The 24,950-nt window shown below is 62.5% G+C and carries 26 protein-coding genes; 10 read left to right on the top strand and 16 right to left on the bottom strand.

The window, feature by feature from the left end; translation table 11 throughout:
• Positions 1–10: 10 nt before the first annotated feature.
• The 4 genes from ACM6IP_RS07525 to ACM6IP_RS07510 all read right to left on the bottom strand — a co-directional run bounded on the left by ACM6IP_RS07525 (position 11) and on the right by ACM6IP_RS07510 (position 5,287).
• Complete coding sequence (locus tag ACM6IP_RS07525) at positions 11–1,909, bottom strand: FTR1 family protein (protein ID WP_414861227.1); 1,899 nt, start codon at positions 1,907–1,909, stop codon at positions 11–13.
• Between the two features lie 146 nt (positions 1,910–2,055).
• Positions 2,056–2,688 (bottom strand): LysE family transporter, encoded by a 633-nt coding sequence (locus ACM6IP_RS07520; protein ID WP_095164777.1) that lies wholly within the window; start codon positions 2,686–2,688, stop codon positions 2,056–2,058.
• A gap of 107 nt (positions 2,689–2,795) precedes the next feature.
• Positions 2,796–3,377 carry a mechanosensitive ion channel family protein gene (locus tag ACM6IP_RS07515; protein WP_095081887.1) on the bottom strand — a complete coding sequence of 194 codons (582 nt, stop codon included), beginning with the start codon at positions 3,375–3,377 and terminating at the stop codon, positions 2,796–2,798.
• Positions 3,377–5,287: an ATP-binding cassette domain-containing protein gene (locus tag ACM6IP_RS07510; RefSeq protein ID WP_159998529.1), complete on the bottom strand. Its 1,911-nt coding sequence runs from the start codon at positions 5,285–5,287 to the stop codon at positions 3,377–3,379. The genes ACM6IP_RS07515 and ACM6IP_RS07510 overlap by 1 nt, the downstream gene beginning before the upstream one ends.
• 50 nt (positions 5,288–5,337) lie before the next feature.
• Between ACM6IP_RS07510 and ACM6IP_RS07505 the strand changes: the two genes are divergently transcribed.
• Positions 5,338–5,802: a TIGR02444 family protein gene (locus tag ACM6IP_RS07505; protein ID WP_414861226.1), complete on the top strand. Its 465-nt coding sequence runs from the start codon at positions 5,338–5,340 to the stop codon at positions 5,800–5,802.
• Here ACM6IP_RS07505 and ACM6IP_RS07500 read toward each other — a convergent pair.
• On the bottom strand, positions 5,799–6,857 hold the full coding sequence (locus ACM6IP_RS07500) for an AlgP family protein (RefSeq protein WP_095164783.1): 1,059 nt from the start codon (positions 6,855–6,857) through the stop codon (positions 5,799–5,801). The genes ACM6IP_RS07505 and ACM6IP_RS07500 overlap by 4 nt on opposite strands.
• 192 nt (positions 6,858–7,049) lie before the next feature.
• Here ACM6IP_RS07500 and ACM6IP_RS07495 point away from each other — a divergent pair, with 192 nt between their 5' ends.
• On the top strand, positions 7,050–7,715 hold the full coding sequence (locus ACM6IP_RS07495) for an FKBP-type peptidyl-prolyl cis-trans isomerase (RefSeq protein ID WP_414861225.1): 666 nt from the start codon (positions 7,050–7,052) through the stop codon (positions 7,713–7,715).
• A 67-nt stretch (positions 7,716–7,782) separates the two neighbouring features.
• Here ACM6IP_RS07495 and rsd read toward each other — a convergent pair whose 3' ends face one another.
• The 7 genes from rsd to ACM6IP_RS07460 all read right to left on the bottom strand — a co-directional run bounded on the left by rsd (position 7,783) and on the right by ACM6IP_RS07460 (position 14,179).
• Positions 7,783–8,241, bottom strand: a complete 459-nt coding sequence (gene rsd, locus ACM6IP_RS07490; protein ID WP_095164787.1) for a sigma D regulator — start codon at positions 8,239–8,241, stop codon at positions 7,783–7,785.
• A 177-nt stretch (positions 8,242–8,418) separates the two neighbouring features.
• The gene (locus ACM6IP_RS07485) at positions 8,419–8,970 is read right to left on the bottom strand and encodes a disulfide bond formation protein B (protein WP_414861224.1); all 552 of its coding nucleotides are present in this window, start codon (positions 8,968–8,970) and stop codon (positions 8,419–8,421) included.
• Positions 8,971–9,202: 232 nt separating this feature from the next.
• Complete coding sequence (locus tag ACM6IP_RS07480; RefSeq protein ID WP_095164791.1) at positions 9,203–10,441, bottom strand: heme biosynthesis protein HemY; 1,239 nt, start codon at positions 10,439–10,441, stop codon at positions 9,203–9,205.
• The gene (locus ACM6IP_RS07475; protein WP_401127026.1) at positions 10,438–11,577 is read right to left on the bottom strand and encodes a uroporphyrinogen-III C-methyltransferase; all 1,140 of its coding nucleotides are present in this window, start codon (positions 11,575–11,577) and stop codon (positions 10,438–10,440) included. Before ACM6IP_RS07475 ends, ACM6IP_RS07480 begins: the two co-directional genes overlap by 4 nt.
• 16 nt (positions 11,578–11,593) lie before the next feature.
• On the bottom strand, positions 11,594–12,358 hold the full coding sequence (locus ACM6IP_RS07470; RefSeq protein ID WP_159998544.1) for a uroporphyrinogen-III synthase: 765 nt from the start codon (positions 12,356–12,358) through the stop codon (positions 11,594–11,596).
• On the bottom strand, positions 12,355–13,296 hold the full coding sequence (gene hemC / locus ACM6IP_RS07465) for a hydroxymethylbilane synthase (RefSeq protein WP_095164797.1): 942 nt from the start codon (positions 13,294–13,296) through the stop codon (positions 12,355–12,357). Before hemC ends, ACM6IP_RS07470 begins: the two co-directional genes overlap by 4 nt.
• A 136-nt stretch (positions 13,297–13,432) precedes the next feature.
• Positions 13,433–14,179 (bottom strand): LytR/AlgR family response regulator transcription factor, encoded by a 747-nt coding sequence (locus tag ACM6IP_RS07460; protein ID WP_095164799.1) that lies wholly within the window; start codon positions 14,177–14,179, stop codon positions 13,433–13,435.
• Positions 14,180–14,649: 470 nt separating this feature from the next.
• On the opposite strand from ACM6IP_RS07460, the gene argH reads away from it, so the two are divergent.
• Positions 14,650–16,044 carry an argininosuccinate lyase gene (argH, locus tag ACM6IP_RS07455; protein ID WP_095164800.1) on the top strand — a complete coding sequence of 465 codons (1,395 nt, stop codon included), beginning with the start codon at positions 14,650–14,652 and terminating at the stop codon, positions 16,042–16,044.
• Between the two features lie 52 nt (positions 16,045–16,096).
• On the opposite strand, the gene ACM6IP_RS07450 is transcribed toward argH, so the two are convergent.
• Positions 16,097–16,756, bottom strand: a complete 660-nt coding sequence (locus ACM6IP_RS07450) for a glutathione S-transferase (protein ID WP_414861223.1) — start codon at positions 16,754–16,756, stop codon at positions 16,097–16,099.
• A gap of 125 nt (positions 16,757–16,881) precedes the next feature.
• On the opposite strand from ACM6IP_RS07450, the gene ACM6IP_RS07445 reads away from it, so the two are divergent.
• The 3 genes from ACM6IP_RS07445 (at position 16,882) to ACM6IP_RS07435 (ending at position 20,568) form a co-directional block, all read left to right on the top strand.
• Positions 16,882–17,181 carry a hypothetical protein gene (locus ACM6IP_RS07445; protein ID WP_414861222.1) on the top strand — a complete coding sequence of 100 codons (300 nt, stop codon included), beginning with the start codon at positions 16,882–16,884 and terminating at the stop codon, positions 17,179–17,181.
• 107 nt (positions 17,182–17,288) lie between these two features.
• A complete protein-coding gene (locus ACM6IP_RS07440; RefSeq protein ID WP_095164804.1) occupies positions 17,289–17,534 on the top strand; it encodes a TIGR02647 family protein in 246 nt (81 codons plus the stop codon).
• Positions 17,535–17,718: 184 nt separating this feature from the next.
• Positions 17,719–20,568 carry a class I adenylate cyclase gene (locus ACM6IP_RS07435; protein WP_414861221.1) on the top strand — a complete coding sequence of 950 codons (2,850 nt, stop codon included), beginning with the start codon at positions 17,719–17,721 and terminating at the stop codon, positions 20,566–20,568.
• A 7-nt stretch (positions 20,569–20,575) separates the two neighbouring features.
• Here ACM6IP_RS07435 and rnk read toward each other — a convergent pair whose 3' ends face one another.
• The 3 genes from rnk to cyaY all read right to left on the bottom strand — a co-directional run bounded on the left by rnk (position 20,576) and on the right by cyaY (position 21,695).
• A complete protein-coding gene (rnk, locus tag ACM6IP_RS07430; RefSeq protein ID WP_095164808.1) occupies positions 20,576–20,986 on the bottom strand; it encodes a nucleoside diphosphate kinase regulator in 411 nt (136 codons plus the stop codon).
• Positions 20,987–21,133: 147 nt separating this feature from the next.
• Positions 21,134–21,358 carry a DUF1289 domain-containing protein gene (locus tag ACM6IP_RS07425; protein ID WP_095164809.1) on the bottom strand — a complete coding sequence of 75 codons (225 nt, stop codon included), beginning with the start codon at positions 21,356–21,358 and terminating at the stop codon, positions 21,134–21,136.
• A 4-nt stretch (positions 21,359–21,362) separates the two neighbouring features.
• Positions 21,363–21,695, bottom strand: a complete 333-nt coding sequence (cyaY, locus tag ACM6IP_RS07420) for an iron donor protein CyaY (protein ID WP_095164811.1) — start codon at positions 21,693–21,695, stop codon at positions 21,363–21,365.
• Between the two features lie 239 nt (positions 21,696–21,934).
• Here cyaY and lptM point away from each other — a divergent pair, with 239 nt between their 5' ends.
• Genes lptM through ACM6IP_RS07400 form a run of 4 tightly spaced genes read left to right on the top strand, consistent with a single transcriptional unit; the run spans position 21,935 to position 24,948 of the window.
• Complete coding sequence (lptM, locus tag ACM6IP_RS07415) at positions 21,935–22,117, top strand: LPS translocon maturation chaperone LptM (protein ID WP_095164813.1); 183 nt, start codon at positions 21,935–21,937, stop codon at positions 22,115–22,117.
• Positions 22,118–22,126: 9 nt separating this feature from the next.
• Positions 22,127–23,374 (top strand): diaminopimelate decarboxylase, encoded by a 1,248-nt coding sequence (lysA, locus tag ACM6IP_RS07410; RefSeq protein ID WP_095164815.1) that lies wholly within the window; start codon positions 22,127–22,129, stop codon positions 23,372–23,374.
• Positions 23,375–23,378: 4 nt separating this feature from the next.
• Positions 23,379–24,209: a diaminopimelate epimerase gene (gene dapF / locus ACM6IP_RS07405; protein WP_095164817.1), complete on the top strand. Its 831-nt coding sequence runs from the start codon at positions 23,379–23,381 to the stop codon at positions 24,207–24,209.
• A gap of 13 nt (positions 24,210–24,222) precedes the next feature.
• Positions 24,223–24,948 (top strand): DUF484 family protein, encoded by a 726-nt coding sequence (locus ACM6IP_RS07400; protein ID WP_095164819.1) that lies wholly within the window; start codon positions 24,223–24,225, stop codon positions 24,946–24,948.
• Positions 24,949–24,950: the final 2 nt, after the last annotated feature.

The raw sequence follows: 24,950 nt of genomic DNA, 5'->3' as shown, positions 1-24,950 counted from the left end.
CGAATGCTGGTTACGAAACCGGCATGCGCCGCTTCTCGGCCATACGACTGCGGCTGTACAACACGACAATCGCCAGGATCGCCACTGCCTGCGCACCGAGCGAATAGGCATCAGCGTGAATCCCCAACCAGTCAAAGTCAAAGAATGGCACCGGACGCGTGCCAAAGACCCCGGCTTCCTGCAAAGCTTTCACCCCATGCCCGGCAAACACCACCGACAAGGCGCAGAGCAGCCCGGCATTGATGCCGAAGAACAGGGCCAGGGGCAATTTCGCCGAGCCGCGCAAAATCACCCAGGCCAGGCCGATCAGCAGCACCAGCGCGGTTGCACCACCCGCCAGCACCGCGTTATGCCCGGCCGGGCCGGCTTGCAGCCACAGGGTTTCGTAGAACAGGATCACTTCGAACAGCTCGCGGTACACCGAGAAAAACGCCAGGATCGCAAAACCGAAACGCCCACCTCCGCCCACCAGGCTGCTCTTGATGTAATCCTGCCAGGCCGCCGCATGGCGACGGTCGTGCATCCAGACACCCAGCCATAGCACCATGACGCTGGCGAACAGTGCGGTCGCCCCCTCGAGCAGTTCGCGCTGGGCGCCACTGACATCGATCACATAGGCGGCCAACGCCCAGGTGGCAAGACCGGCCAGCAAGGCCAGGCCCCAGCCGACATTGACACTGCGCACCGCCGACTGCTGGCCAGTGTTACGCAGGAACGCGAGGATCGCCGCCAGTACGAGGATCGCCTCCAGGCCTTCGCGCAACAGGATCAACAGGCCAGAGATGTAGCTCAGCGACCAGCTCAAGCCATCGCTGCCCAGAAGGCTGGCGGACTCCTTGAGCTTGGCTTTGGCGGTATCCAGGCGCTGCTGGGCCTGCTCCACCGGCAAACCGTCCTGCAGTGACTGACGGTAGGCCATCAGCGACTTTTCGGTGTCTTTGCGCACTGTGGCGTCGACGTTATCCAGCGAGCTCTCGACCAGCTCGAACCCCTCCAGATACGCCGCCACCGACAGGTCGTAGGCCTGGTCGTGGTCGCCGGCACGGTAGGCGGCGATGCTCTTGTCCAGGGTCGCGGCGGTGTAGTCGAGCAACTGCCCCGGGCCACGCTTGACTTGCGGAGGCTGGGCCCGTTGCGCACGGAAGGTGGCCGCCGCTTCAGGTCCGTCGGCCGCCAGCACTTCGGCCGGCGTCTGGCGCGCCAGATCGGCCAGGTTGTAGGTCTGCTGGTTTTTCACCGCCGCCGCGTCGACGCTGAAACTAGCGATGTAAGTGGCCAGGTCCCAGCGCTGACGCTCGTCCAGTTGATCGGCGAACGCCGGCATGTCGGTGCCTTCGATGCCCTGCCCAAGGGTGCTGTAGATCGCGTAGAGACTCAGGCGGTCCTGGCGCGAGCTATCCCGCAGGTTCGCCGGCGCAGGCTCCAGGCCGACCCCGGCGGGGCCATCGCCAGCACCGCTGGCGCCATGGCACACCGAGCAATGCTGGGCATACAACGGTGCACCGCGCACGGGGTCGGGGGTAATGATCGGCGCTTGGCTGACCTCGTAGGCCACCGCCAGCTTCGCACCCAACTGCCGCGCCTGGCGGGCGACACTCACACCGTCCTGGCGCTCGGCGACCGCCTTGCTCAGTGCGAGCACGCCCTGCTCCAACTCAGGCTTCTGCGGCCTGGCCGGCAATCCCGCGATAAAACCCTGCAGCGCCCGCAGAAACTCGACCTGCTCCTGATACTCGGCGGCATCGATCACCTTGCCTGCCTCGACCGCCGCCGGGTAATCGGCGCCAATGTAATCGAGTACGTGCAGGGCCTGGGGAGCGCCTTCCACGGTGTCGGCCAGCAGATTGAAACTGCACAGCGATAACCACGGGAGCACCAGCCAGGCCAGAAAACGGGACGGGGCAGTCATGAATGAATCTCAATTGGAAATACGAAGTTACATATTGTTCACTTCGAATGAGCTTCACTCAAGCTTTGTCGTGCTTTGGGCGTTTTATCCCGCGCAGAAATGAAAAAGGCGACCCCTCAGGGTCGCCTTGCCGGGTGCCGGACGGCTTACACCACCGCTTTACGCAGAGTCGCCATAAACGCCGCAGCACCAATGAACAAACCAGCAAAGGTACGGTTCATGCGTTTCTGTTGCTTGGGAGTACGCAGCAGGCGCAGCACCTTGGACGCGAGGCCCGTGTAGCCGGCCATCACCACCAGGTCGACGCAGATCATCGTCGCCCCCAGGATCAGGTACTGCGCCACCAGCGGTGCGTGCGGGTCAATGAACTGTGGCAGTACCGCCAGCATGAACACCAACGCCTTGGGATTGCTGACGTTCACCAGGAAACCGCGGAACATCAGGGCCAAGGGCTTGCCGATCGGGCGAACCGCCGCATCATCGTTCAGGTCGCTGGGCAGCGCTTGCCATTGCTTGACGGCGAGAAACACCAGGTAGGCAACACCAAACCACTTGATCACATAAAACGCAGTGGCCGACGTCGCGAGAATCGCCCCGACCCCGGCCGCGACGATTGCAATCTGCAAGGCCAGGCCCAGTTGCAGGCCCAGGGCGTTCCAATAACCGCGCCAGAACCCGTAGCGCAAACCGCTGGACATCGACGCGATGGCGCCGGCGCCCGGAGAAAGGCTGATCACCCAGCAGGCGGCAAAAAACGCCAGCCATGTTTCAAGCACCATCGCACACCTCGACTCAAGCTTCTTGTCAGGCGTCTAAGCTAATGCGCCAGCCGGCGAATGACTATCGATTTTTTGCAGGAAGTGGCCGCTGCCGACCAGCGTGTCGGCTATTTTTCAAAGCCGCTGGAAGGCAGTACGTCGCTACCGCGCCAGCGGCGCACGGAGCGCTGGAAGAACAGGCTGTTGGGCACTTGCACCATGGCGCTACCGGTGCCCAGTTCCTCGGCCTCGATCAACGTGGTGTACAGCAGGTTGATCGCCACCACTCGACCCTTGACGCCGGGCTTGTCGGTGGTGTCCACCAACTCGACCACATCCCCCAGGCGAAACGGCCCGACGGTGAAGATCAGAATCGCGCAGAGCAGGTTCGACAGCACACTCCACATGGCGAAGAAAGCCACCGCGGCGACCGCGACAAAGCCGGATAGAGCGGTCCACAGCACCGTGGCGGAAACCCCCAGGCGCTCAAGGACAAAGATCAGCGCACTGCCCATGATCAGCCAGCGCAGGCCGCCGCGCAGCGGCATCAGCAACTGCGGCGGAAACGGGTAACGCTCACCCAGACGAGTCAGGCCTTTCGCCACGAAGCGCTGCGTCAGGTAACCCGCCAACAGGATCAGCAGGATCTGCACGCCGAGCCAGATCGGCTCGACCCACACGGCCGGCAATGGCAGCTTGAAGGCTTCCATCACGACAACGCCTCCAGCTCCGCCTGCATGCCTTCCAGCAGTTCCAGGGCTTGCATCCAGGCTTCTTCAAGCTCGGCTTCACGGACTTTCAATTTGGCCTGCTCGGCCAGCAGGTCACGCAATTCGTTCTTGCGCGCCGGCTCGTAGATATCGCTGTCGCCCAGACTGGTGTCGACCTTGGCCAGTTTCTCGTGCAGCTTGCCCAACTCGGCTTCCAGCTTGTCGGCTTCGCGCTTGTGCGGTGCCAGTTGCTGGCGCAACGCCGCGGCTGCCTGGCGCTGGGCCTTCTTGTCGGTCTTGTCCGGGTTGACCGGGGTGTTGCTCACCGGCGCGTTGCGCTGGCGATACTCGACCAGCCAGCGGGCATAGTCTTCCAGGTCGCCGTCGAACTCCTCGACCTTGCCATCGGCCACCAGGAAAAAGTTGTCGGTGGTGCTTTTGAGCAAGTGACGGTCGTGGGAGACCACCAGTACCGCACCACTGAATTCCTGCAAGGCCATGGTCAGCGCCAGGCGCATTTCCAGGTCCAGGTGGTTGGTCGGTTCGTCGAGCAGCAGCAGGTTCGGCCGCTCCCAGGCGATCAGGGCCAGCGCCAGGCGAGCTTTTTCACCGCCGGAGAAGTTCAGCACCGGCTCGTCGATCCGTGCACCACGGAAGTCGAAGCCGCCGAGGAAATCGCGCAGGGTCTGCTCACGCTCGGTCGGCGCCAGGCGCTGCAAGTGCAGCAACGGACTGGCCTTGGCATCCAGCGAGTCCAGTTGGTGCTGGGCAAAGTAACCCACCACCGTGTTCTCGCCACGGGTCAGGCGGCCTGCCAGCGGCTCGAGCTCACCGGCTAGGTTCTTGATCAGGGTCGACTTGCCGGCACCGTTGGGGCCGAGCAGGCCGATCCGGGCGCCGGGGGTCAGTTGCAGCTTGACCTTCTCCAGGATGGTCTTGTCGCCATACCCCAGGCGGGCGTCGGACAGGTCGATCAGTGGGCTGGAGATCTTTGTCGACTCGCGGAACACGAAGTCGAACGGCGAATCGACGTGGGCCGCGGACAGCTCCTCCATCCGCTCCAGCGCCTTGATCCGGCTCTGGGCCTGGCGGGCCTTGGTGGCCTGGGCCTTGAAACGGGCGATGTAGCTTTCCATGTGCGCCCGCTGAGCCTGCTGCTTCTCGTAGGCCTGTTGTTGCTGCGCCAGACGTTCGGCACGGGCCCGTTCGAACGCCGTGTAGCCACCGCGGTACAGGGTGATCTTGCGCTGATCGACGTGGGCCACGTGATCGACCACCGCATCGAGGAAGTCTCGGTCGTGGGAAATCAGCAGCAGGGTGCCGGGGTAGCTCTTTAGCCACTCTTCGAGCCAGATGATGGCGTCGAGGTCCAAGTGGTTGGTCGGCTCATCGAGCAGCAACAGGTCCGATGGACACATCAATGCCTGCGCCAGGTTCAGACGCATCCGCCAGCCACCGGAGAAATCTCCGACTTGACGGTCCATCTGCTCGTTGGTGAACCCCAACCCGGCGAGCAATTTGCGCGCACGGGCGTCGGCGGTATAGCCGTCGGCGCTATCGAGTTCCGAATGCAGGCGCGCCAGGGCGGCACCATCATGGGCCGCTTCGGCTGTCGCCAGGTCGCGCTGGACCTCGCGCAGGCGCAGGTCGCCATCGAGCACGTAGTCGACCGCCAGGCGTTCGAGCGTCTCGATTTCCTGGCGCATGTGGGCGATACGCCAATCGGCCGGCAGGAAGCAGTCACCCGAATCCGGGTGCAGCTCGCCCCGGATCAAGGCGAACAGGCTCGATTTGCCGGCGCCGTTGGCACCGATGAGGCCGGCTTTGTGGCCGGCGTGCAGGGTCAGCTCGGCGTCTTCTAGCAGACGTTGCGGGCCACGCTGTAAAGTCAGGTTCTGAAGTCGAATCATAATGGCGGCGGAGTCTACCAGCTTCGCTCGCAACTAGCGCGAGTAGCACTATGTCCTCTGACCTGTGGAGCTTTTCCCTCGACACCTATGCACGACCTGGCGTGGAGGACGCGTGCCTGCGATTGCAAGGCGCCGGGGCCAATGTCTGCCTGCTGCTCTGCGCGGCCTGGCTCGGTGCACGGGGTGTCGCCTGCAACCGCCAACGCCTTCTAGACCTTCAGCAAGTCGCCTTGCCCTGGTCCCGCGACGTGGTGGAGCCCCTCCGGCAATTGCGCACGTCATGGAAAACTGCCGCGGCATCTGACCCACAGCTCGCGACTCTGCGCGCGCAGGTCAAGGCACTGGAGCTTGCAGCCGAGCGGAAACTGTTGGGGCGTCTGGAAAGTTCGGCACAGGACTGGCCGGCAGCTCAAGCGAACGACTTGGCCGCGTGGCTGGAAGGATTGGCGACGGACGCCGCCAACCTTGATCGCGACGCGCTGCAGCAGCTGCGCGTCGCGTTGACCTCGGCTTAGGAAGCGCTGGTCGGGGTGTTGGTGGTGCTGTTGGTGGCGGCTGGCGCGGTGCTGGTCACTGCGACCGGCGCTGACGCTGGCGCAGCGGCTGGCGTGGGGGTCGCCGGTTTGGCAGCCACGGCAGCGGTGGCAGGCTTGGCAGCAGCCGGTTTCGCGGCCACCGGCTTTTTCACCGCAGGCTTGGCGGCGGGCTTGGCCGCTACTGGCTTGGCTGCAGGTTTCGCAGCGCTGGCTGCCGCAGGTTTTGCTGCTGGCTTGGCAGGTGCCTTGGCAGCAGGCTTGGCGGCTGGTTTAGCAGCCGGCTTGACCGCTGGTTTAGCGGCAACCGGTTTGGCTGCTGGCTTGACGGCCGGTTTCGCGGCAGCGGTTTTCGCTACTGGCTTGGCGGCCGGTTTTGCGGCGGCGGTTTTCGCGGCAGGCTTGGCGGCGGCTGGTTTTGCCACTGGCTTGGCTGCTGGTTTGGCCGCAGCAGTTTTCGCCACTGGCTTGGCCGCTGGTTTGGCTGCAGCGGTTTTTGCCACTGGCTTGGCCGCTGGTTTGGCGGCTGCAGTTTTAGCCGGGGTCTTGGCTGCAGGCTTGGCCACAGTTTTAGCTGGAGCCTTGGTCGCTGCCGGTTTGGCCGCAGGTTTTTTTGCCGCCGGTGCTGGCTTGGCCGAACGCTGGGTCAAGACCTTGCCAACGGCCTCTTTCACCCGGCCTACACCCTGGGCCAGTTTCAGGCTTTCCTGGGCATCGCGTTTGAGATTGAGGATGTAGTTGCGCGTCTCGGATTGACGGTCCTTGAGCGCGTCGAGCAGGTCTTCAAGTTCCTTGACCGCACCCTTGGCCTTGGCCTGTGCCTTGGACTTGCCGGCCGCCGCAGCGTCCTGCAATTTGGTGCGCGATTTGTGCAGTTTTTCCTGAGCTTTTCCGCGTTGCTTTTCCAGCTTGGCGAGCAGTTTTTCAGCATCAGCCAAGGCTTGTGAACAAGCATTTTCCAAATGTTCGAGCAGGCTGCCCGAAAGCTGTTGGAGTAAGTGCAACGGAGTATTTACAGGCTTCTTATTGGCCGACATGGGTTACCTCCTGGCTGACGTGAGTGCGGCTCATACTAGACCTCTGCTGCTACCGCCGCTAGGGCATGTTGACAGTATCGATTGCCGTGGGTTGCACGGAACTGAAAATGTTCCGCCTGCACCTCAAAGCAGTTCACCGACCGAGGCATTCTCACTGGCATAATCCTGCGCATTCCACGCTGGAGAATGCTCATGTCGCGTCTGCTTTTTTTACCCCTGTGCCTGATTTTTTCAATGGCGCAGGCTGCTGAAAAAAAACCTGGGGATGAGGCTCATGATCTCGCCTACAGCCTCGGTGCGAGCCTGGGTGAACGCCTGCGCCAGGAGGCTCCCAACCTGCAGATCCAGGCGCTGATCGAAGGTTTGCAACAGGCCTATCAAGGCAAGCCGCTGGCGCTCGACGACCAGCAGATCGAGCGGATCCTGACCGAGCACGAAGCACGAATGAGCGAGCGGCCAGGCGTACCGCAAAGTGAAGTTGCCCTGCAAACGGAGCAGCGTTTTCTGGCTAGCGAAAAGTCCCGCCTGGGCGTGCGCGAACTGGCGGACGGCATTCTGCTGACCGAACAAGTTGCCGGCAGCGGCGCCAAGGCCGGCCCCCATGGCAAGGTCCAGGTTCGCTACATTGGCAGGCTACCCGACGGCACGGTGTTCGATCAGAACGAGCAGCCACAATGGTTCAGTCTCGACAGCGTGATTCGTGGTTGGCGCACCGCCCTGCAGCAAATGCCGGTGGGGGCAAAATGGCGCCTGGTGATTCCTTCGGCACAGGCCTATGGTGCCGACGGCGCCGCAGACCTGATCGCCCCGTTTACACCCTTGGTATTTGAAGTGGAGCTGCTCGGCGTCTCCGGCTGATCAATCCGCGAAAACGCAAAACGGCGCGCCATGCGCACCGTTTTGGAGGTTACCAACCGCTCAAGGTTCAGGCTTGTGCCGGAGCCTCTTCCTTGTGGGCGGTGTGCAGCACTTCGATCAGGCAGTCTTCCAGTTCGAAGCGCTCGTGGAGCAAGCCACCCAGCTCCTTGAACTTCTCGGCAACACACTTGCCGGCATCGCACAGATCATTGAACGCCAGCAGCTTTTCAGTGATGACGTCGATGCGTGGGTAGAGGGTTTCAGCCAACTCCAGACCGCGCTTGTCGCCAAACGCCTTGGCCTCACCGGTGAGCTGTTCGTAGATCTCGAAATGGCCGGCAGAGACGTAGTCGACCAGGACCCCGCAGAACTCCTGTAAAGGCTGTCGATTGTCGCCCAGCGCCTCGGGCTTGGCACCGAGAGCATCATAGGCCCGAACCAGCTCGTGACGCTCCTGCAACCAGCGATCGATCAGCAGGTGCACTCCACCCCAGCGTTCCTGAGCATTCTGACAACTTTCGAGCATGGTGATCTCTCTTCCCTTTTGGGTAATGCCACCCGCGCTGGCCGCAAGACTTGAGGATCAAGGTTCGGCCAGGCAAGGCACCATCGAGCAACATGAATCCAATGACACGTGCGGGCCAGATTATGCTCGCACGCCAACTGCTTCAAGGTACGCAGGAGATAAAGTTCATACAAGTGTTTAATCCGTTGTCCAGCCCGGGTGCGACGACTCGCCGCTGGACGGTCGCTGACAGGCATACCAGACCAGTCGCAGAGTTTGGTAAGTGGCGAGAATCAGCACCGCGACAAAAAACATCAGGCTCCACTCAGCGATGCTCAGGTCGAACAGCGACCAGGAAATATGCGCACAATCGACAGTACCATTGAACATTCGCTTGAGCAGGCACAACAACGGAGTGTCGGGTGAATAGCCCAGGGTTTCTGGCGCACAGGCCACCAATTGCTTGACCGGGTCACTTTGCAACAGCACCTGGCGCCACGCGATGGCCGTGCCCGCAACGGCACAGGTCAGGCCCGCCAGCCAGTACACGACGCTGCCCAGGCGCTGGGGGCCATGCAAGGCAGCACTCATGCAGACCAGCGTGAACAGCAGCAGACAGACCCGCTGCAGCATGCACAGGCCACAAGGCTCGAGGCCGATGGCGTACTCCAGATAATACGAAGCGCCCAAGGCCATGGCACCAGCAAGGAACGCCATGAAGAACAAGGAGCGTGAGCAGGCCAAAGACATGGCTTATCCGTAGAAGAAGGGACAGGCCATTACGGTAGAGGAAAGCGCTGAGGCCTTTCAAGGCGGGGGTGCGTGGAGACTTCGACAAGAACGCAGGGAAATGCCAACAGCCGCAGCAGGACTCCATGTAGCCCACTGTAAGACTGCGCCTACAGCGCGAAGATCGAGGTGTAATCCGGCCTTCGTGACACGGCAGGTCCGCCCCTTTTGGACGGCCCTGCCTGACCCCATCCTACGCGCGAACGGGAACCGGTAACGGTGAAGCCAACAGGCGCTCATCCAGCAGCCCCAGCCCTTCCTGGAAGAGTTGATTGCTGCGGTCGGTATCACCCAGTTGAGCCAACAGCCGCGCCAGCTCGGCACAGGCTTCCGGATTGCGCTGCAGACGCAGGCTGCTCTCCAGATAGTCTCGCGCCTTGCCCCACAGGCTGGTCTGCAGACACAGGCGGCCGAGAGTCAGCAACAGGCTCGGATCGTCGGGGTGCTGCTTCAGCCAACCCTCGGCAGTCTGCAACTGGCGCGCCGGATCACTACCGCGCAACAACCCATACAGGCGCGCCAGGTGGCTGTCGTATTGACGTTTGAGGGCTGCCCGCAGGACCTCTTCGGCTTCGACCTCGGCGCCCAGCTGACGCAACTGCTCGGCATAGGCCAGCACCAGTTGTGGTTCCTGGCGTTGGGCCGAAGTCAGTTGCTGCCAGGCGCGATTGAGCGATTGCAAGCCCACGGCCCCACCCTCTTCCTGGCGCGCCGCCAGGGTCAGGTTTTCACCCCAGGCCCGCCGCTCCAGCTCAGCCAGTTCACTGGCCGGCAAGACCTTGTCCTTGCGCAGCTCGGGCAACAGGCGGATCACCGAGGACCAGTCGCCACGTTGCTGATGCAGGCGCTGCAATTGGCGCAACACTTGAACACTGTGGGGATGACGTTCGTGCATGGCCAGCAGCGTGGCCATGGCGCCGTCGGTATCGCCACGGTCGGTCTGCAATTGCGCGTGGCTCAGGGCAATCGCCAACTCGGCCTGGGGCTGGCGCTCCAGGGCGCGCTCCAGCAGGTTGTCGCTTTCTTCATAGCGCCCCAACTCATTGGCTGCCCGGGCAGCACCCAGGTAGTAGAGCAGCGGCTGGCGCTCGGCTTCGGCGGCCCGCTGCAGGTGGCGTTGGGCGCTCGCCCAGCGGCCTTCGGCGAGATCCAGCTGACCGTGTTCGATCGCCACCTGAACCCGCCGACTGCGGTTGCGGTTCGACCAGGGGTTGACTACACCGCTGGAGACCGCCACCAACTCGACCAGGGCCTTGATCCCCCACAGCACCAGCCAGATCAGCGCGACCAGCAGCAAGGTCGCCCACAGGCTCGACTCATAACGGAAGGTCTTGTAGGCGATCAGTACGTACCCAGAGTGCTGGGCAATCGCCAGCCCCAAAGCGCCAGCGGCGGCGATCACCAGGAACACAATCACATAGAGACGTTTCATGGGCTGGTCTCCGGCGTAGCGCCCGCAGCGGCCTTGGCTGCAGGTTTGACCGACTCCTCGGCATTCACGTTACGCCGCTCCAGATAACCCTGGACCGCGCTCAAGGTGGTCGCCAGATCAGGGGTCAGCACCGTAACCGGCTGCTGGCTCAGTTCGTTGAGCTGTTCAAGCATCACCTGGCTTTGCGGGTTGTCCTGATTGAAGCTGCCTTTGAGCACATCCCGTGCCTCGGTCAGCGCCTGGCTGTAGACCGGCGCCTGACCGTTGAGCGCGGCCCATTGCGCCTGCTCGATCGCCAGGCTCAAGGCCAGGCGGACCTGGGTCAGGCTCTGGCCGGCAAGCAACGGACGGATGTTTTTGTCGGCATTAAAATCGATGCGGATGTAGCGCGAGACTTGATCCCACCACTGCGCCCAGCGACTGGCGCCATCGCCATCGGCGGTCAGGCCGAGCAGCGAGTCGCCGCGGTCGTGGTACTCGGGCGCCAGTTCGGTGAGCTCGGCGACCTGGTCACGCAAGGCCCCCAGCTTCAGGAACAACCCGGTGCGGTCCGGCTGCTCGGTGCTGCGCAACGCTGCCAGGCTCTTGGCGAGCTGCTCGCGGGCCGCAAAGGCACCGGGGTCATTCTGCTCACGAAGAATTTCGTCAGCACCCTGGACCAATGCCCGGGCGCTGCTGATGTCTTGCAGGGCGGATAAACGCAGGCTGGCCAGGCGCAACAAATGTTCGGCCTCAGCCAAACGCCAGTCCTTGCGACTGGCCCCCAGCACGGTTTCCAATCGCTGGTTCAAGCGCTGCTGGTCGCCTTGCAACTGGGTGACCAGGCGCTGCCGGGCGTCCAGTTCGTCGGCGCCCGGCAATTGCTCCAGGCGTGTCGTCAGGCGTTGCTCATTGAGCTTGAGGCCCTGCGCCTGGTCGCTCAGTGCCTGCAATTGCGCCACTTGTTGCTGGGTGTTGGCCTGCAGACTGCGCATCTGCCAGACGCCCCAGCCGCCAACGGCCACGCCCGCGGCGCCCACCAACAACGCCAGAATCGCCAGCCCGTTACCCCGGCGTGGCTCTGGGCTGTTCACAGTTTCAACCGGCGCCTCGAGCGCGGGCTGGACGTCATCTTTAGGCAAGGCTGTTTCGCTCACGTATCCATCCTTTGCATTAGAGAACGGGTCGGGTTGCTCCCAACGCCGTTAGCAAGGCCGTGGCACTGGCACCACGACAATCCACAACTGTTCGGGCGCCTGCCGCCCGTGCCATCTCGGCGACACGCGGGCTCGGCACAAACAAGGGCAACTGCGCCAACGCCGGCCAGGCATCACCGGCCATTTGGTGCAGGTGCGCAAAACCCTGTCCACTGCTGACCACCAGGCCGTTCAAGCGTTCCGCTTGAATCCGCTCCGGCAAGGCCGCCTCGGCGTACTGCGGCAAGTCGCGACGGTACACCTCCAGGTAATCGACACTAGCACCTTGCTCGCGCAAACGCTCAGCCAGCAGCTCGCGCCCACCCTCGCCGCGCAGGATCAACACGCGCGCGGCGGGCTGCGCGATCGCCTCACGCAACTGCCTGACCTGCAGCAATGCTTCGCTGTCATCGCCCTCCAGCGGAAAGCTGACGTCCAGGCCGTGTGCCTGCAGGACCTGGGCCGTCGCCGCGCCGACGCTGAACCACGATAAGCGTGGTAACGGCGACCAGCGTTGCTCGAGCAGGGCCAGGCCCATTTTGGCCGCCGGCTTGCTGACCACTATCACCGCGCAGTAACGGTCGAAACCGTCGATCACCGCACGCATTGTGTCAGTCAATGCCAGGGGTGCCATTTCCAAAAGCGGCAAGCTGCTGCTGAAAATCCCCTGTTCGGCCAGCAGGCTCGCCAGTGCCGCCGAATCCTCTGCCGGACGCGTCAGCAGCAGGCGCCAGCCGGTCACTCGTGACCTGCCTCACCGTAGACCGCTTTCAGAATGTCATCGGCACCCTGGCGCAGAAGGTCTTCGGCCACTTGCACACCCAAGGCCTCGGCAGCGGCGCGCGGCGCACGGGCCTCGGCACTGAGCAACAGGCCACCGTTCGGATCGCCGACCAGGCCACGCAACCACAGCTGTTCGCCTTCAAGCACGGCGTAACAGGCGATCGGTACCTGACAGCCACCATTGAGGTGCTTGTTCAGGGCGCGCTCGGCAGTGACCCGGGTAGCAGTGTCCTGGTGATGCAGAGGCGCCAGCAGCGCGTGAATCTCGCTGTCGGCGCTGCGGCATTCAATGCCCACGGCGCCCTGGCCACCGGCCGGCAGGCTGTCGTCGACGCTGATCGAGTCGCTGATGCGGTCTTCGAAGCCCAGGCGAATCAGCCCCGCGGCGGCGAGGATGATCGCGTCGTACTCGCCGGCATCCAGCTTGGCCAGGCGCGTGTTGACGTTGCCCCGCAGGAAGCGGATCTGCAGGTCCGGACGACGGGTCAGCAGTTGCGCCTGGCGACGCAGGCTCGAAGTGCCGACCACACTGCCCTTGGGCAACGCGTCGAGGCTGGCGTAGGTGTTGGAGACAAAGGCATCGCGCGGGTCTTCGCGCTCACAGATGCAGAACAGGCCCAGGCCTTCGGGGAAGTCCATGGGCACGTCTTTCATCGAGTGCACGGCAATGTCGGCTTCGTTTTCGAGCAGCGCGGTTTCCAGTTCCTTGACGAACAAGCCCTTGCCACCGATCTTCGACAGGGGCGAATCAAGCAGCTTGTCGCCGCGACTGACCATGGGCACGAGCGTCACGATCAGGCCGGGATGAGCCTGCTCCAGACGAGCTTTGACGTATTCGGCCTGCCACAAGGCCAGGGCACTTTTGCGGGTAGCGATGCGGATTTCGCGAGGGGACATGGATCAATCCGTACTGAATAGATACGGCGGATAATAACAGCTCAGCCAAATTCGCTTTGACTTGTATCAGAAACAGCGCGGCCTCCCTGGCCTCGCTTGCCCGCGAAAAGGCCGCGTAATCGTTGCCCGACACGCTCTACAGCTGTTGCATCATCTTGCGTACACCGGCGACATGGCGCCGGCTGACAATCAGCGCATCGCCGTTGAGGCCTTTGAGAAACAGCTGGAAATGCCCCAGTGGCGTACGTTGCAGACGCTCGATACGCTCGCGGGCCACCAGCGCATTGCGGTGGATGCGCACGAAACGGTCGCCAAATTCGTCTTCGAGGGCCTTGAGGGGTTCATCCAGCAGCACTTCGCCGCCTTCGTGGCGCAAGGTCACGTATTTGTGGTCGGCAATGAAATAGACCACTTGCCCCAGCGGAATCAGCTCGATGCCTTTGCGGGTACGGGCGCTGATATGGCTGCGTGGCCCGCTGCCGCTTTCGGCCGCCGGGCGGGTCAGAGCCGCGAGCTGTACCCGGTTGGGCCGCTCGGCCTTTTTCAGGGCTTCGAGCAGTTGCTCCGAACGCACCGGCTTGACCAGGTAACCCACTGCGCTGGCTTGCAGGGCCTCAATGGCAAATTCATCCTGGGCTGCGCAGAACACCACCGCTGGTGGCGTTTCACGCTCGCACAAGCGGGCAGCGACTTGCAGCCCGTCCAGGCCGGGCATACGGATATCGAGCAGCACGATGTCAGGTTTCAGGCTGTCGATCAGGGTCAACGCCTCATCGCCATTGGTGGCGCTGGGCTCCAGGACACTGTATCCCTCGAGTTCGCCGACCATACGGCTCAGGCGCTCGCGGGCTAGGGGTTCGTCATCAACGATCAGGACATTCATATTGCGCTGGATTCCTGCGTGAGTCTCGCACAAGGATAGCGTAGACAGGTGAAGTGACATCCGTCACCGCGATCCACGCTAAGACTAGCGCGAGCGCCAAAAAGTGCCGCACGTCGGACAGCAATATTTATCGGTGCCGGTGCAGACGCGTTCAAAATCAGTCCTGGCCAGGCATCACCGCAGGGAATGTTGGTAGCCAATATGAACACCCCGCTCGTTGGTTTTCGGCCTGGCGTCTGAGCCCTGCGCGTATCGTTCGCGCGGCTCCTAACGTGCAACTGTAGACGCTCGCCGTGCCAAAAGTGGGCAATTGACAAATATCGTTGCGCATTCGTGGCGGCGACCTCTTGAGTATGGCCCTCCATCAGGAAAAAACGTATCGACCAGCGTCAACGACACGATTGGCAACCCTGTTATTATCCGCCGCAGGTTTTTACGCCATTCTCCTTCAGCCGATCACGAGCGAATTCATGAGCACTGACAAGACCAATCAGTCCTGGGGCGGCCGCTTCAGTGAACCCGTCGACGCCTTCGTCGCCCGCTTCACCGCCTCCGTCACTTTCGACCAGCGCCTGTATCGCCACGACATCATGGGCTCCGTCGCCCACGCCACCATGCTGGCCAAGGTCGGCGTGCTGACCGACGCCGAGCGCGACAGCATCATCGACGGCCTGCGCACCATCCAGGGTGAAATCGAGGCCGGTACCTTCGACTGGCGCATCGACCTCGAAGACGTGCACATGAACATCGAAGCGCGCCTGACCGACCGCATCGGCGTCACCGGCAAGAAGCTGCACACCGGCCGCAGCCGTAACGACCAGGTAGCGACCGATATCCGCCTGTGGCTACGCGACGAGATCGACCTGATCCTGGCTGAAATCACTCGCCTGCAAAAAGGCCTGCTGGAGCAGGCCGAGCGCGAAGCCGAGACCATCATGCCGGGCTTCACGCACCTGCAGACCGCGCAGCCAGTGACCTTCGGACATCACCTGCTGGCCTGGTTCGAAATGCTCAGCCGTGACTACGAGCGCCTGGTCGACTGCCGCAAGCGCACCAACCGCATGCCGTTGGGCAGCGCCGCGCTGGCTGGCACTACCTACCCGATCGACCGCGAGCTGACCGCACAACTGCTGGGCTTCGACGCCGTGGGCGGCAACTCGCTGGACAACGTCTCGGATCGCGACTTCGCCATCGAATTCTGCGCCGCCGCGAGCATCGCCATGATGCACCTGTCGCGCTTCTCCGAAGAACTGGTGCTGTGGACCAGTGCGCAGTTCCAGTTCATCGATCTGCCTGATCGCTTCTGCACCGGCAGCTCGATCATGCCGCAAAAGAAAAACCCCGACGTTCCGGAACTGGTGCGCGGTAAGAGCGGCCGGGTGTTCGGCGCACTGATGGGCTTGCTGACCCTGATGAAAGGCCAGCCCCTGGCCTACAACAAGGACAACCAGGAAGACAAGGAACCGCTGTTCGACGCTGCCGACACCCTGCGCGACTCGCTGCGGGCCTTCGCCGACATGATCCCGGCGATCAAGCCAAAACACGCCATCATGCGTGAAGCGGCCCTGCGCGGTTTCTCCACCGCGACCGACCTCGCCGACTACCTGGTACGCCGCGGCCTGCCGTTCCGTGACTGCCACGAAATCGTCGGTCACGCCGTGAAGTACGGCGTGGAAAGTGGCAAGGACCTGGCGGAAATGAGCTTGGAAGAGCTGCGCAAGTTCAGCGACCAGATCGAGCAGGACGTATTTGCCGTGTTGACACTGGAAGGTTCGGTCAATGCCCGTAACCACATTGGCGGCACTGCACCGGCTCAGGTGAAGGCGGCGGTGATTCGCGGCCAGGCGCTGTTGGCCAGTCGCTAAATCGCTGGAAGCTTCGCTGGCGACGCCCGCTTGCGGCTCGCCAGCGAAAGCTTCACTTTTTTGAAGCGATCATCGCCAAAAATGCAGGCATCCCCGCCTCTTTGTCGGTATTGATGCGCTGCGCAATCGGCGTTTCCTGCAAGCGCTCCAGCAATGCCCTGGCCGCCGGCAGCTCTGCCAACAGGTCCAGCTCGAACAGTTTTTTCCCCACCGCACAGGCCAGGCTGACGCTGTACAAGAAGTACAGGTCGGCGATGCTCAGGCTGTCACCCGCCACGTAGGGAGCAAACTTGCCGTGCCGCCCCAGGGACGCAATACCCAGCAGCAGCTCGCCCTTGGCTTTTTCCTTGATCGCGTCAGGTACCGGCATGCCAAAAAACGCCTCGGCGAAACACGCGCGGGCCGGCAGTTCGATGTACAACTCGATTTCCTTGGCCAGTGCCAGCACCTGGGCCCGCTCGAACGGCGCCTTGGGTAACAGCACAGTGCCTCCCTGGGTGTCTTCGAGGTACTGCAGGATCACGCTGGTTTCGTTGATAAATCCCTGTTCGACCCCCAGCACCGGCACTTTGCCGCGCGGGCTGATCGCCAACGCCTCCGGGCTTTGACCGGCATAAAAGGCGACCTCCTCGAATGCCAGGCCCTTCTCCAGCAAGGCGTGCTTGACCATGTTGTAGTAATTGCTGACGGAAAAACCATAAAGCTTGAGCATCACAAAGCCTCCAGGCCGTGCAGGGGGTTGGCAGCGACTGTTATAGATCCTCAGGGGCACTCTCGCCAGCAGCATCACGGCGCTGAATGCAGGTAAACTGCTGGCCTTACCTTGAGGAGCCTGCCATGAGCGAGCTGACCCCCGACACCAATACGAACGACGACATCGACGACGAAGAGTTCGCCGAGAACACCCTGGTCGAAGCCATCGAAAACCAGATCGCAAGCGACAACCCGCCCGCAGCCAAAGCCACCTTCAACAAACTGACCCTGGTGGGTTACGAGCGCGAGGAAATCCTCAGCCTGATGGCCCACGTGCTGGCGGTGGAAATCGACGCGATCCTCGAAGAAGACCGCGCGTTCGACACCCAGTGGTACGAAGCTGCCCTGCGTGCCCTACCCGAGCTGCCGCCGGAAAAGAAATAAGAATCACCCGGGCGGGCGAAAAGCCCGCAGCCAACACTGGACAGCTCGCCCGAGTGCGTTCACCTTAGGGGCGCTACAGTCATATTCCTAGAAAGTCTGGAGTCCTTATGTCGCTTACCCCTGAGCTGGTTGCCGAACTGGAAATCCTTGCACTCTTCAACCTGGACAGTTCCCAGGAAGGTTTGAAAATTCATCAGACCGCTGCCCCGAAAGCTATTGCTGCCGCACAACGCCTGTTCGAAAAAGAATTGATCGATCAACCCGATGGCGGGTATCTGACCAGCCTGGGGCGTGACGCCGCGCAGAATGTGCAGACTGTACTGACCATCCTGTCCGTCGAAGAAACCGCATAGCGACACCGGTATCGCCCACGGGAACCCCTGCATCGGGATTTCCGCGGGCAGACTGTCGCCAACCGATAGATGTTTGGCGCCAGAAATCAACAATCAGCTTAAAAGTCCTGTGCGCGAGGCTGTAGACTGCCCCAGCACCTGAAACTTTCCCACGTTCGTTGACTGCGAGCCGGTTTGAGCTGACATGACCCGCACCCATGAAATCCGCCCCGACCTGGACGAGGGAATCGATCGCAAGGTTCTCAGCCAGTTGCGCGCACGCTTCCTCACGCTCAATAACGGCCGCATGGCCCGGGCCATGGAAGGGTTAACACCGCGCCAGCAAATGGTCCTCAAGCTGCTGCCGCTGTTTTTCCATGTCAATCATCCCCTGTTGCCAGGCTACGTCTCGAGCAGCACCCCCGCCGGCGTGGCGAATTTCGAACCTGATGCCAGCACCCTCGCGGAAGCGCAGCGCCTGACCCGATCCTTTTCCTACAAGGCCCGTCGCGGCAACCCGCCACAGCCGATTCACGGTCTGTTCCTGATGGGCAGCCTCGGCACCCTGGCCCAGGCCGATCAGAGCGATATGGACCTGTGGATCTGCCACGCCCCGGACCTTCGCGCGGACGAACTCGCTGAACTGGGAAAAAAGGCTCAGTTGCTCGAAGCCTGGGCCGCCAGCCAGGGCGCCGAGGCCCATTGTTTCCTGATCGAGCCACAGCGGTTTGTCCGCGGCGAGCGCGATAGCCAGCTCAGCTCAGAAGACTGCGGCACCAGCCAGCACTATCTGCTGCTGGACGAGTTCTATCGCACTGCGATCTGGCTCGCCGGGCGCACGCCAATCTGGTGGCTGGTGCCGGTGTATGAAGAACCCGGCTACGAGCTGTACACCCACACCCTGTTGTCCAAGCGTTTTGTGCGCGCCGAGGAGACCCTCGACCTCGGTCACCTGGCGCACATTCCGCCCGGGGAATTCATCGGCGCCGGGCTCTGGCAACTGTTCAAAGGCATCGAATCGCCCTACAAGTCGGTGCTCAAACTGCTGCTGATCGAGGTCTACGCCAGCGAGCATCCGCAGGTCGAATGCCTGAGCCTGCGCTTCAAGCAAGCGGTGTTCGCCAACCGCCTGGAGCTGGACGAACTCGACCCCTACATCATGGTGTACCGCCGTATCGAGCAATACCTCAACGCCCGGGGCGAAACGGAACGCCTGGAGCTGGTGCGACGCGCCTTGTACCTCAAGGTCAACCGCAAGCTCACCGGCACCAGCGCTCAACGCAACAGCCGCTGGCAGAGCCAGCTCCTGCAACGGCTGGCCGAGGAGTGGCGCTGGGACCATCGACAACTGGCATTGCTCGACAGCCGCAGCCAGTGGAAGGTCCGCCAGGTCAGTGCCGAGCGTCGGGCCCTGGTCAACGAGCTCAACTACAGCTATCGCTTCCTCAGCCAGTTTGCCCGCACTGAACGCAGCGTCAGCCTGATCAACAAACGCGACCTCAATGTACTCGGCCGCCGGCTCTATGCGGCCTTCGAACGCAAGGCCGACAAGGTCGAGTTCATCAACCCGGGCATTGCCCCGGACCTGGCCGAAGACACCCTGACGCTGGTGCAGTCGGCCAACAAAAAAGCCCCCGGGCAGACCCATTGGGGCCTGTACAACGGCAGCCTGGGTAACCTGGAGTGGGAACACTTCGCGCCGCTCAAACGCAGCAGCCACCTCCTCGAGTTGCTGACCTGGTGCCACCGAAACGGCGTGATCGACAGCAGTACGCGCCTGGCGCTGCACCCAGGCAACAGCGACCTGAGTGAGTTCGAGCTGTTCAACCTGCTGGGCAGCCTGCAGCAGACCATCGCCCTGCCCCTGGCCAGCGTCGACGAGGAGCAACTGCTGCGTGCCATCGAGCCAGCCGAGGTGCTGATTCTGGTGAACGTGGGCATCGACCCGCTCAAGCATCACCGCGACCTGAACATCCTGATGACCACCGAGCGCACCGACTCGCTGAGTTATGCCGGGGTCCGTGAAAACCTGGTACTGACCCTCGACCAGGTCACGCTCAACAGCTGGAATGAAGTGCTGGTCAATCGTCATGACGGGCCCCACGCCCTGCTCGACTGCCTGCGCGATTACCTCAACCACTTGCCCCAAGGCCCCCGGCAGCCGCGCCTGCGGGTCCAGTGCTTCTGCCACAACCGCGCACAGTTCATTGCCCGGCGGGTCGAGGAGATCTTCGACACCGCGCAGCACCTGTTGCTGAGCGACCTCAACCAGCGCTACCTGATCCAGGTCCAGCAGCACTACCACGTGCTGGAGCTGGTACCCGGCCAGGTCCGGCATATGGCCCTGGGCACCCTGCCCGCCCTGCTCGATTACCTGGGCCAGGAACAGACCGCCTACAGCCCGCTGCACCTGGACCCAATGGCCCTGGAAGAACACGACCTGGCGCTGATCCTGCCCATGGGCCAGCCCGGCTGCATTCAAGTGTTCTACCGCGTCGGCGACAGCGGGGCCGAGCTGTATGTGCTGGATGAGTTCAACGCCCTGTGGTACCAGCGCCAGCCCTATCACGATGACAACAGCCTGCTGGTGCCCCTGCAGCGGTTCGTGCAGTCGATCCTGTTTCGCCGCGACGCCATGCTGCCCATGGACGCCACGCAGCCACTGCCGCAGCTGGACATCCACTACTACCAGTTACTGCCCGCGGGCACGGGGCGGGCCCGCCGGGTAGAGCCGCAGCCAGCACCGCAGATCCCCGCCGACAGGCCGTTCTATGACGTGCAGGCGATTGTCGGCAAAGCTGCGCCGGGGAAGGTGCAGGTCACCCTGTATTGCAATCAACGGGAGTACAGCGAACTGGAGTACGGCGATCAGTTGTTTGCCGTGGTGGCGCGGGAGATAGTCGGGCGTCGCCGGGAGATGCAGCCCTATCGCTGCTATATCACCGACCTGGATCTGTCAGGACTGTTGGCTGACAGCCCCGGCTCGAGCAATCTGTACCTGCGCTACAAGGCAGACCTGGAGCGCGCTTTGAACAAGGCGCTCGAACAGGTTTGAAGCCTTCTCAGAGGGAGAAATCGCCGCCATTGGCTGGCTGGTTCTCGACTTCGAGCAGGGTCAGCTTCAGGGTCTTGCCACCCGGTGCTGGCCAGTCGATGTGCTGGCCAACCTTCAGGCCCAGCAGTGCACTGCCGACCGGCGCAAGAATGGAAATCTTGCCTTCATCGGCATTCGCGTCCTTGGGGTAGACCAGGGTCAGGTGATAGTCCTTGCCGCCGCTTTCTTCACGGCAATGAACACGCGAGTTCATGGTTACGACATCGGCAGGCACCTCATCGTGACCGACCAGAGTATCGGCGCGATCCAGTTCGGTTTGCAGCGCGATCACGCCCGGCAGCGTGTCATCCAGGCTGTCGATCAGGCGCTCCAGACGTTGTACGTCCAGACGGGTAAGAGTGATGGAAGGTACGGTCATGATTCAGGCAGACTCCTTTCTTCTGCACGAAAAAAGCAAAACCCCGCCATAAAACAGGCGGGGTTTTCACGCGCCTCGATGGGTTGAGGCGTAACCGGACACTATCACAGCTCAAAAAATATACAAGCCGGTCGCGGCAGGTGGCGCCTACCGAGCGACGTGGGCGCGGCGATTGTGCGCCTGGGCGCAAATCACCCGGCGTCGTTCATCGTCCGCCGAACGCCATTCACGAATATCTTCGACATGGCGGAAACAGCCCTTGCAGACTTTTTCCTCATCCAGCCGGCAGACATTGGTGCAGGGCGATGGCACGGCCGGGCTGACATTACTGTACAGCGGCTTGGGCGCACGAACGGGGGCAGGTTCGGTCACGCTGTCAGAGACCTTCGAAGTCGAGCTCGGCATCGGCTTGCTGCTTGACGATGCGCTCGAGCATTTCGCCCAGCTGCTCTTCGCTCTTGTCACACATCCAGCGCTCGCTTTCTTCGTCGTAGTCGAAGTGGAACCCGCCGGACACCGCTGCCAGCCACAACTGGCGCAGTGGCTCCTGGCGGCTGAAGATCAACTGGCTGCCGCTTTCGAACTTGACGGTCAGGACCCCAGCCGAACTTTCCAGATCAACATCCAGGCCGCTGTCGTCGAAAATATCTTCCAGTGTCTGCTGGGTGGCATCGACCAGGTCGTGGAAACGGGCTTCAGTCAAACTCATTGCGGCAACCTCAAAAAGTGTCTACTTACGCTCAAGCGCCGCAAGATACGGACGCGCCCCGGCGATTGCAAAGGATACCGACCAAGCACCGGGCAAGGTGGACCAATAACCGCCTGCCATTGTCTGCTCGATCGCAAGCCACGGGCAAAGGCCCGCCGGACGGGTGGCCCGTCGCATAGGCAAGCTGCCGGGTGGCCGGTATACTCCGGCGCAATTAACGCATTCTCAAGGATTTCGCCATGAAGCGCCTGATCTCTTCCCTTGCTGCGCTCGCTTCGCTCGTCGCTTTTACCTGCCTGTTATCGGCCTGCGGTCAAAAAGGCCCGCTGTACCTGCCCGATGACAGCAAGCCTGCAGATGAACAGGCCAAATCGTCGCAGTCCAAAGCGCACGAACACAGCAACAGCAACAGCACCTACTAAGGGAACATCATGGACGCTTTTAACTACCGTGACGGTGAGCTGTTCGCGGAAGGTGTTGCCTTGTCCGCCATCGCCGAGCGCTTTGGCACCCCCACCTATGTCTACTCCCGTGCGCACATCGAAGCCCAGTACCTGGCGTATGCCGATGCCCTGGCTGGCACCCCGCACCTGGTCTGCTTCGCGGTCAAGGCCAACTCCAACCTGGGCGTACTGAATGTCCTGGCGCGCCTGGGCGCCGGTTTTGACATCGTCTCCCGTGGCGAGCTGGAACGGGTCCTGGCTGCAGGCGGTGCGGCCGACAAGATCGTATTCTCCGGCGTGGGCAAGACCCGCGACGACATGCGCCGCGCCCTGGAAGTCGGCGTGCACTGCTTCAACGTCGAGTCCACCGACGAACTGGAGCGCCTGCAAGTGGTGGCCGCCGAGTTGGGTGTGCGTGCACCGATCTCGCTGCGCGTGAACCCGGACGTCGATGCCGGCACCCACCCGTACATCTCCACCGGCCTCAAAGAAAACAAGTTCGGCATCGCCATCGCCGACGCCGAAGACGTCTATGTGCGCGCCGCCCAACTGCCGAACCTGGAAGTGGTCGGCGTCGATTGCCACATCGGTTCGCAACTGACCACCCTGCCCCCCTTCATTGATGCCCTCGACCGCCTGCTGGCGCTGATCGACCGCCTCAGCGATTGCGGGATCTACCTGCGCCACATCGACTTGGGTGGCGGCCTGGGTGTGCGTTATCGCGATGAGGAGCCACCGCTGGCTGCCGACTACATCAAGGCCGTGCGCGAACGTATCGACGGTCGCGACCTGGCGCTGGTGTTCGAGCCGGGCCGCTTCATCGTCGCCAACGCCGGCGTGCTGCTGACCCAGGTCGAGTACCTCAAGCACACCGAACACAAGGATTTCGCCATCGTCGACGCGGCCATGAACGACCTGATCCGCCCGGCGCTGTACCAGGCCTGGATGGACGTCACGGCCGTGCGCCCACGCGACACTGCGGCACGCGCCTACGACATCGTCGGCCCGATCTGCGAAACCGGTGACTTCCTGGCCAAGGATCGTCAACTGGCGCTGGAAGAAGGCGACTTGCTGGCCGTGCATTCGGCCGGTGCCTACGGGTTTGTCATGAGTTCCAACTACAACACCCGCGGCCGTTGCGCCGAAGTGCTGGTGGACGGTGATCAGGCATTCGAAGTGCGTCGCCGCGAGACGGTAGCCGAGTTGTTTGCTGGCGAAAGCCTGCTGCCGGAGTAACCCCATGCTGCTGCGTTTTACCAAGATGCACGGCCTGGGCAACGACTTCATGGTCCTCGACCTGGTCAGCCAGCACGCGCACATTCTGCCCAAGCACGCCAAGCAATGGGGCGACCGCCACACCGGTGTCGGTTTCGATCAGTTGTTGATCGTCGAAGCACCGAGCAACCCGGAGGTGGATTTCCGTTACCGGATCTTCAACTCCGACGGTTCCGAAGTGGAGCAATGCGGCAATGGCGCGCGCTGCTTCGCCCGCTTTGTGCTGGACAAGCGCCTGACGGCCAAGCGCCAGATCCGCGTCGAGACCAAGAGCGGCATAATCGAACTCGATATTCGCAATGACGGTCAGATCAGCGTCAACATGGGGGCACCACGCCTGGTGCCAGCGGACATTCCGTTCCAGGCCGACGCGCAAGCCAACAGCTACCCGGTCGAGGTCGACGGCCAGACCGTCGAGTTGGCCGCGGTGTCCATGGGCAACCCGCACGCCGTGCTGCGCGTGAACGACATCAACAACGCGCCGGTGCATGCACTGGGGCCGAAGATCGAACATCACCCGCGCTTTCCGGCACGGGTCAACGTCGGTTTCCTCCAGGTCATCGACCGCAATCGTGCGCAGTTGCGCGTTTGGGAGCGGGGCGCCGGGGAAACCCAGGCCTGCGGTACCGGCGCCTGTGCCGCTGCAGTGGCCGCGATCAGCCAGGGGTGGATGGATTCGCCGCTATTGATCGACCTGCCCGGCGGGCGCTTGTCCATTGAATGGGCAGGTCCTGGCCAACCGGTGATGATGACCGGTCCGGCAGTACGCGTATACGAAGGACAAGTGCGTCTTTGAGTGAGCTAAATCCATGACTGATCAGCCCAAGGTTCCAGCCCCGCAGCCCGACGAATGCCCTTCCGAGAGCCTGGAGGCGGCGGCGATTGCCGCGTACCTTGAGGCTCATCCGGATTTCTTCGTCGAGCACGAAGAACTGCTCCCGGCCCTGCGCATACCGCACCAGCGTGGCGATACCATCTCGCTGGTCGAGCGGCAGATGAAAATCCTGCGCGAACGCAACATCGAGATGCGCCACCGTCTTTCGCAGTTGATGGATGTCGCCCGCGACAACGATCGGCTGTTCGACAAGACCCGCCGCCTGATCCTCGCCCTGATGGACGCCAACAGCCTGGATGACCTGGTCATCAGTGTTGAAGACAGCCTGCGCCAGGACTTCCAGGTGCCCTTTGTCAGCCTGATCCTGTTCAGCGACGAGCCCTTGCCGGTCGGCCGCTGGGTCAGCGACGCCGAAGCGCACAAGGCCATTGGCGGGTTGCTGTCCGAAGGCAAAAGCGTCAGCGGCACCCTGCGCGAGCATGAACTGGACTTCCTGTTTGGCGAAGAACAACGCCTGCAGATCGGCTCCACGGCCGTGGTTGCCATCAGTCACCAGGGCCTGCATGGCGTGCTGGCCATCGCCAGCCGCGATCCGCAGCACTACAAGAGCTCGGTAGGCACCCTGTTCCTCAGCTACATCGCCGAAGTCATGGGCCGCGTATTGCCACGGGTCAACAGCACCCTGCGCTCGGTGCGCTGACC

Origin of the sequence: Pseudomonas sp. IT-P176, from assembly GCF_949767245.1 — a bacterium.
GTDB lineage: Bacteria > Pseudomonadota > Gammaproteobacteria > Pseudomonadales > Pseudomonadaceae > Aquipseudomonas.
Note: the sequence above shows the minus strand (reverse complement) of the source record. Positions and strands in the feature narration are given on the sequence as shown.

Excerpts from the sequence above, each read along its gene's own strand:
- ACM6IP_RS07525 (WP_414861227.1), bottom strand. The coding sequence starts at position 1,909 with ATGACTGCCCCGTCCCGTTTTCTGGCCTGGCTGGTGCTCCCGTGGTTA.
- ACM6IP_RS07520 (WP_095164777.1), bottom strand. The coding sequence starts at position 2,688 with ATGGTGCTTGAAACATGGCTGGCGTTTTTTGCCGCCTGCTGGGTGATC.
- ACM6IP_RS07515 (WP_095081887.1), bottom strand. The coding sequence starts at position 3,377 with ATGGAAGCCTTCAAGCTGCCATTGCCGGCCGTGTGGGTCGAGCCGATC.
- ACM6IP_RS07510 (WP_159998529.1), bottom strand. The coding sequence starts at position 5,287 with ATGATTCGACTTCAGAACCTGACTTTACAGCGTGGCCCGCAACGTCTG.
- ACM6IP_RS07505 (WP_414861226.1), top strand. The coding sequence starts at position 5,338 with ATGTCCTCTGACCTGTGGAGCTTTTCCCTCGACACCTATGCACGACCT.
- ACM6IP_RS07500 (WP_095164783.1), bottom strand. The coding sequence starts at position 6,857 with ATGTCGGCCAATAAGAAGCCTGTAAATACTCCGTTGCACTTACTCCAA.
- ACM6IP_RS07495 (WP_414861225.1), top strand. The coding sequence starts at position 7,050 with ATGTCGCGTCTGCTTTTTTTACCCCTGTGCCTGATTTTTTCAATGGCG.
- rsd (WP_095164787.1), bottom strand. The coding sequence starts at position 8,241 with ATGCTCGAAAGTTGTCAGAATGCTCAGGAACGCTGGGGTGGAGTGCAC.
- ACM6IP_RS07485 (WP_414861224.1), bottom strand. The coding sequence starts at position 8,970 with ATGTCTTTGGCCTGCTCACGCTCCTTGTTCTTCATGGCGTTCCTTGCT.
- ACM6IP_RS07480 (WP_095164791.1), bottom strand. The coding sequence starts at position 10,441 with ATGAAACGTCTCTATGTGATTGTGTTCCTGGTGATCGCCGCCGCTGGC.
- hemC (WP_095164797.1), bottom strand. The coding sequence starts at position 13,296 with ATGTCCCCTCGCGAAATCCGCATCGCTACCCGCAAAAGTGCCCTGGCC.
- ACM6IP_RS07460 (WP_095164799.1), bottom strand. The coding sequence starts at position 14,179 with ATGAATGTCCTGATCGTTGATGACGAACCCCTAGCCCGCGAGCGCCTG.
- argH (WP_095164800.1), top strand. The coding sequence starts at position 14,650 with ATGAGCACTGACAAGACCAATCAGTCCTGGGGCGGCCGCTTCAGTGAA.
- ACM6IP_RS07450 (WP_414861223.1), bottom strand. The coding sequence starts at position 16,756 with ATGCTCAAGCTTTATGGTTTTTCCGTCAGCAATTACTACAACATGGTC.
- ACM6IP_RS07445 (WP_414861222.1), top strand. The coding sequence starts at position 16,882 with ATGAGCGAGCTGACCCCCGACACCAATACGAACGACGACATCGACGAC.
- ACM6IP_RS07440 (WP_095164804.1), top strand. The coding sequence starts at position 17,289 with ATGTCGCTTACCCCTGAGCTGGTTGCCGAACTGGAAATCCTTGCACTC.
- ACM6IP_RS07435 (WP_414861221.1), top strand. The coding sequence starts at position 17,719 with ATGACCCGCACCCATGAAATCCGCCCCGACCTGGACGAGGGAATCGAT.
- rnk (WP_095164808.1), bottom strand. The coding sequence starts at position 20,986 with ATGACCGTACCTTCCATCACTCTTACCCGTCTGGACGTACAACGTCTG.
- cyaY (WP_095164811.1), bottom strand. The coding sequence starts at position 21,695 with ATGAGTTTGACTGAAGCCCGTTTCCACGACCTGGTCGATGCCACCCAG.
- lptM (WP_095164813.1), top strand. The coding sequence starts at position 21,935 with ATGAAGCGCCTGATCTCTTCCCTTGCTGCGCTCGCTTCGCTCGTCGCT.
- lysA (WP_095164815.1), top strand. The coding sequence starts at position 22,127 with ATGGACGCTTTTAACTACCGTGACGGTGAGCTGTTCGCGGAAGGTGTT.
- dapF (WP_095164817.1), top strand. The coding sequence starts at position 23,379 with ATGCTGCTGCGTTTTACCAAGATGCACGGCCTGGGCAACGACTTCATG.
- ACM6IP_RS07400 (WP_095164819.1), top strand. The coding sequence starts at position 24,223 with ATGACTGATCAGCCCAAGGTTCCAGCCCCGCAGCCCGACGAATGCCCT.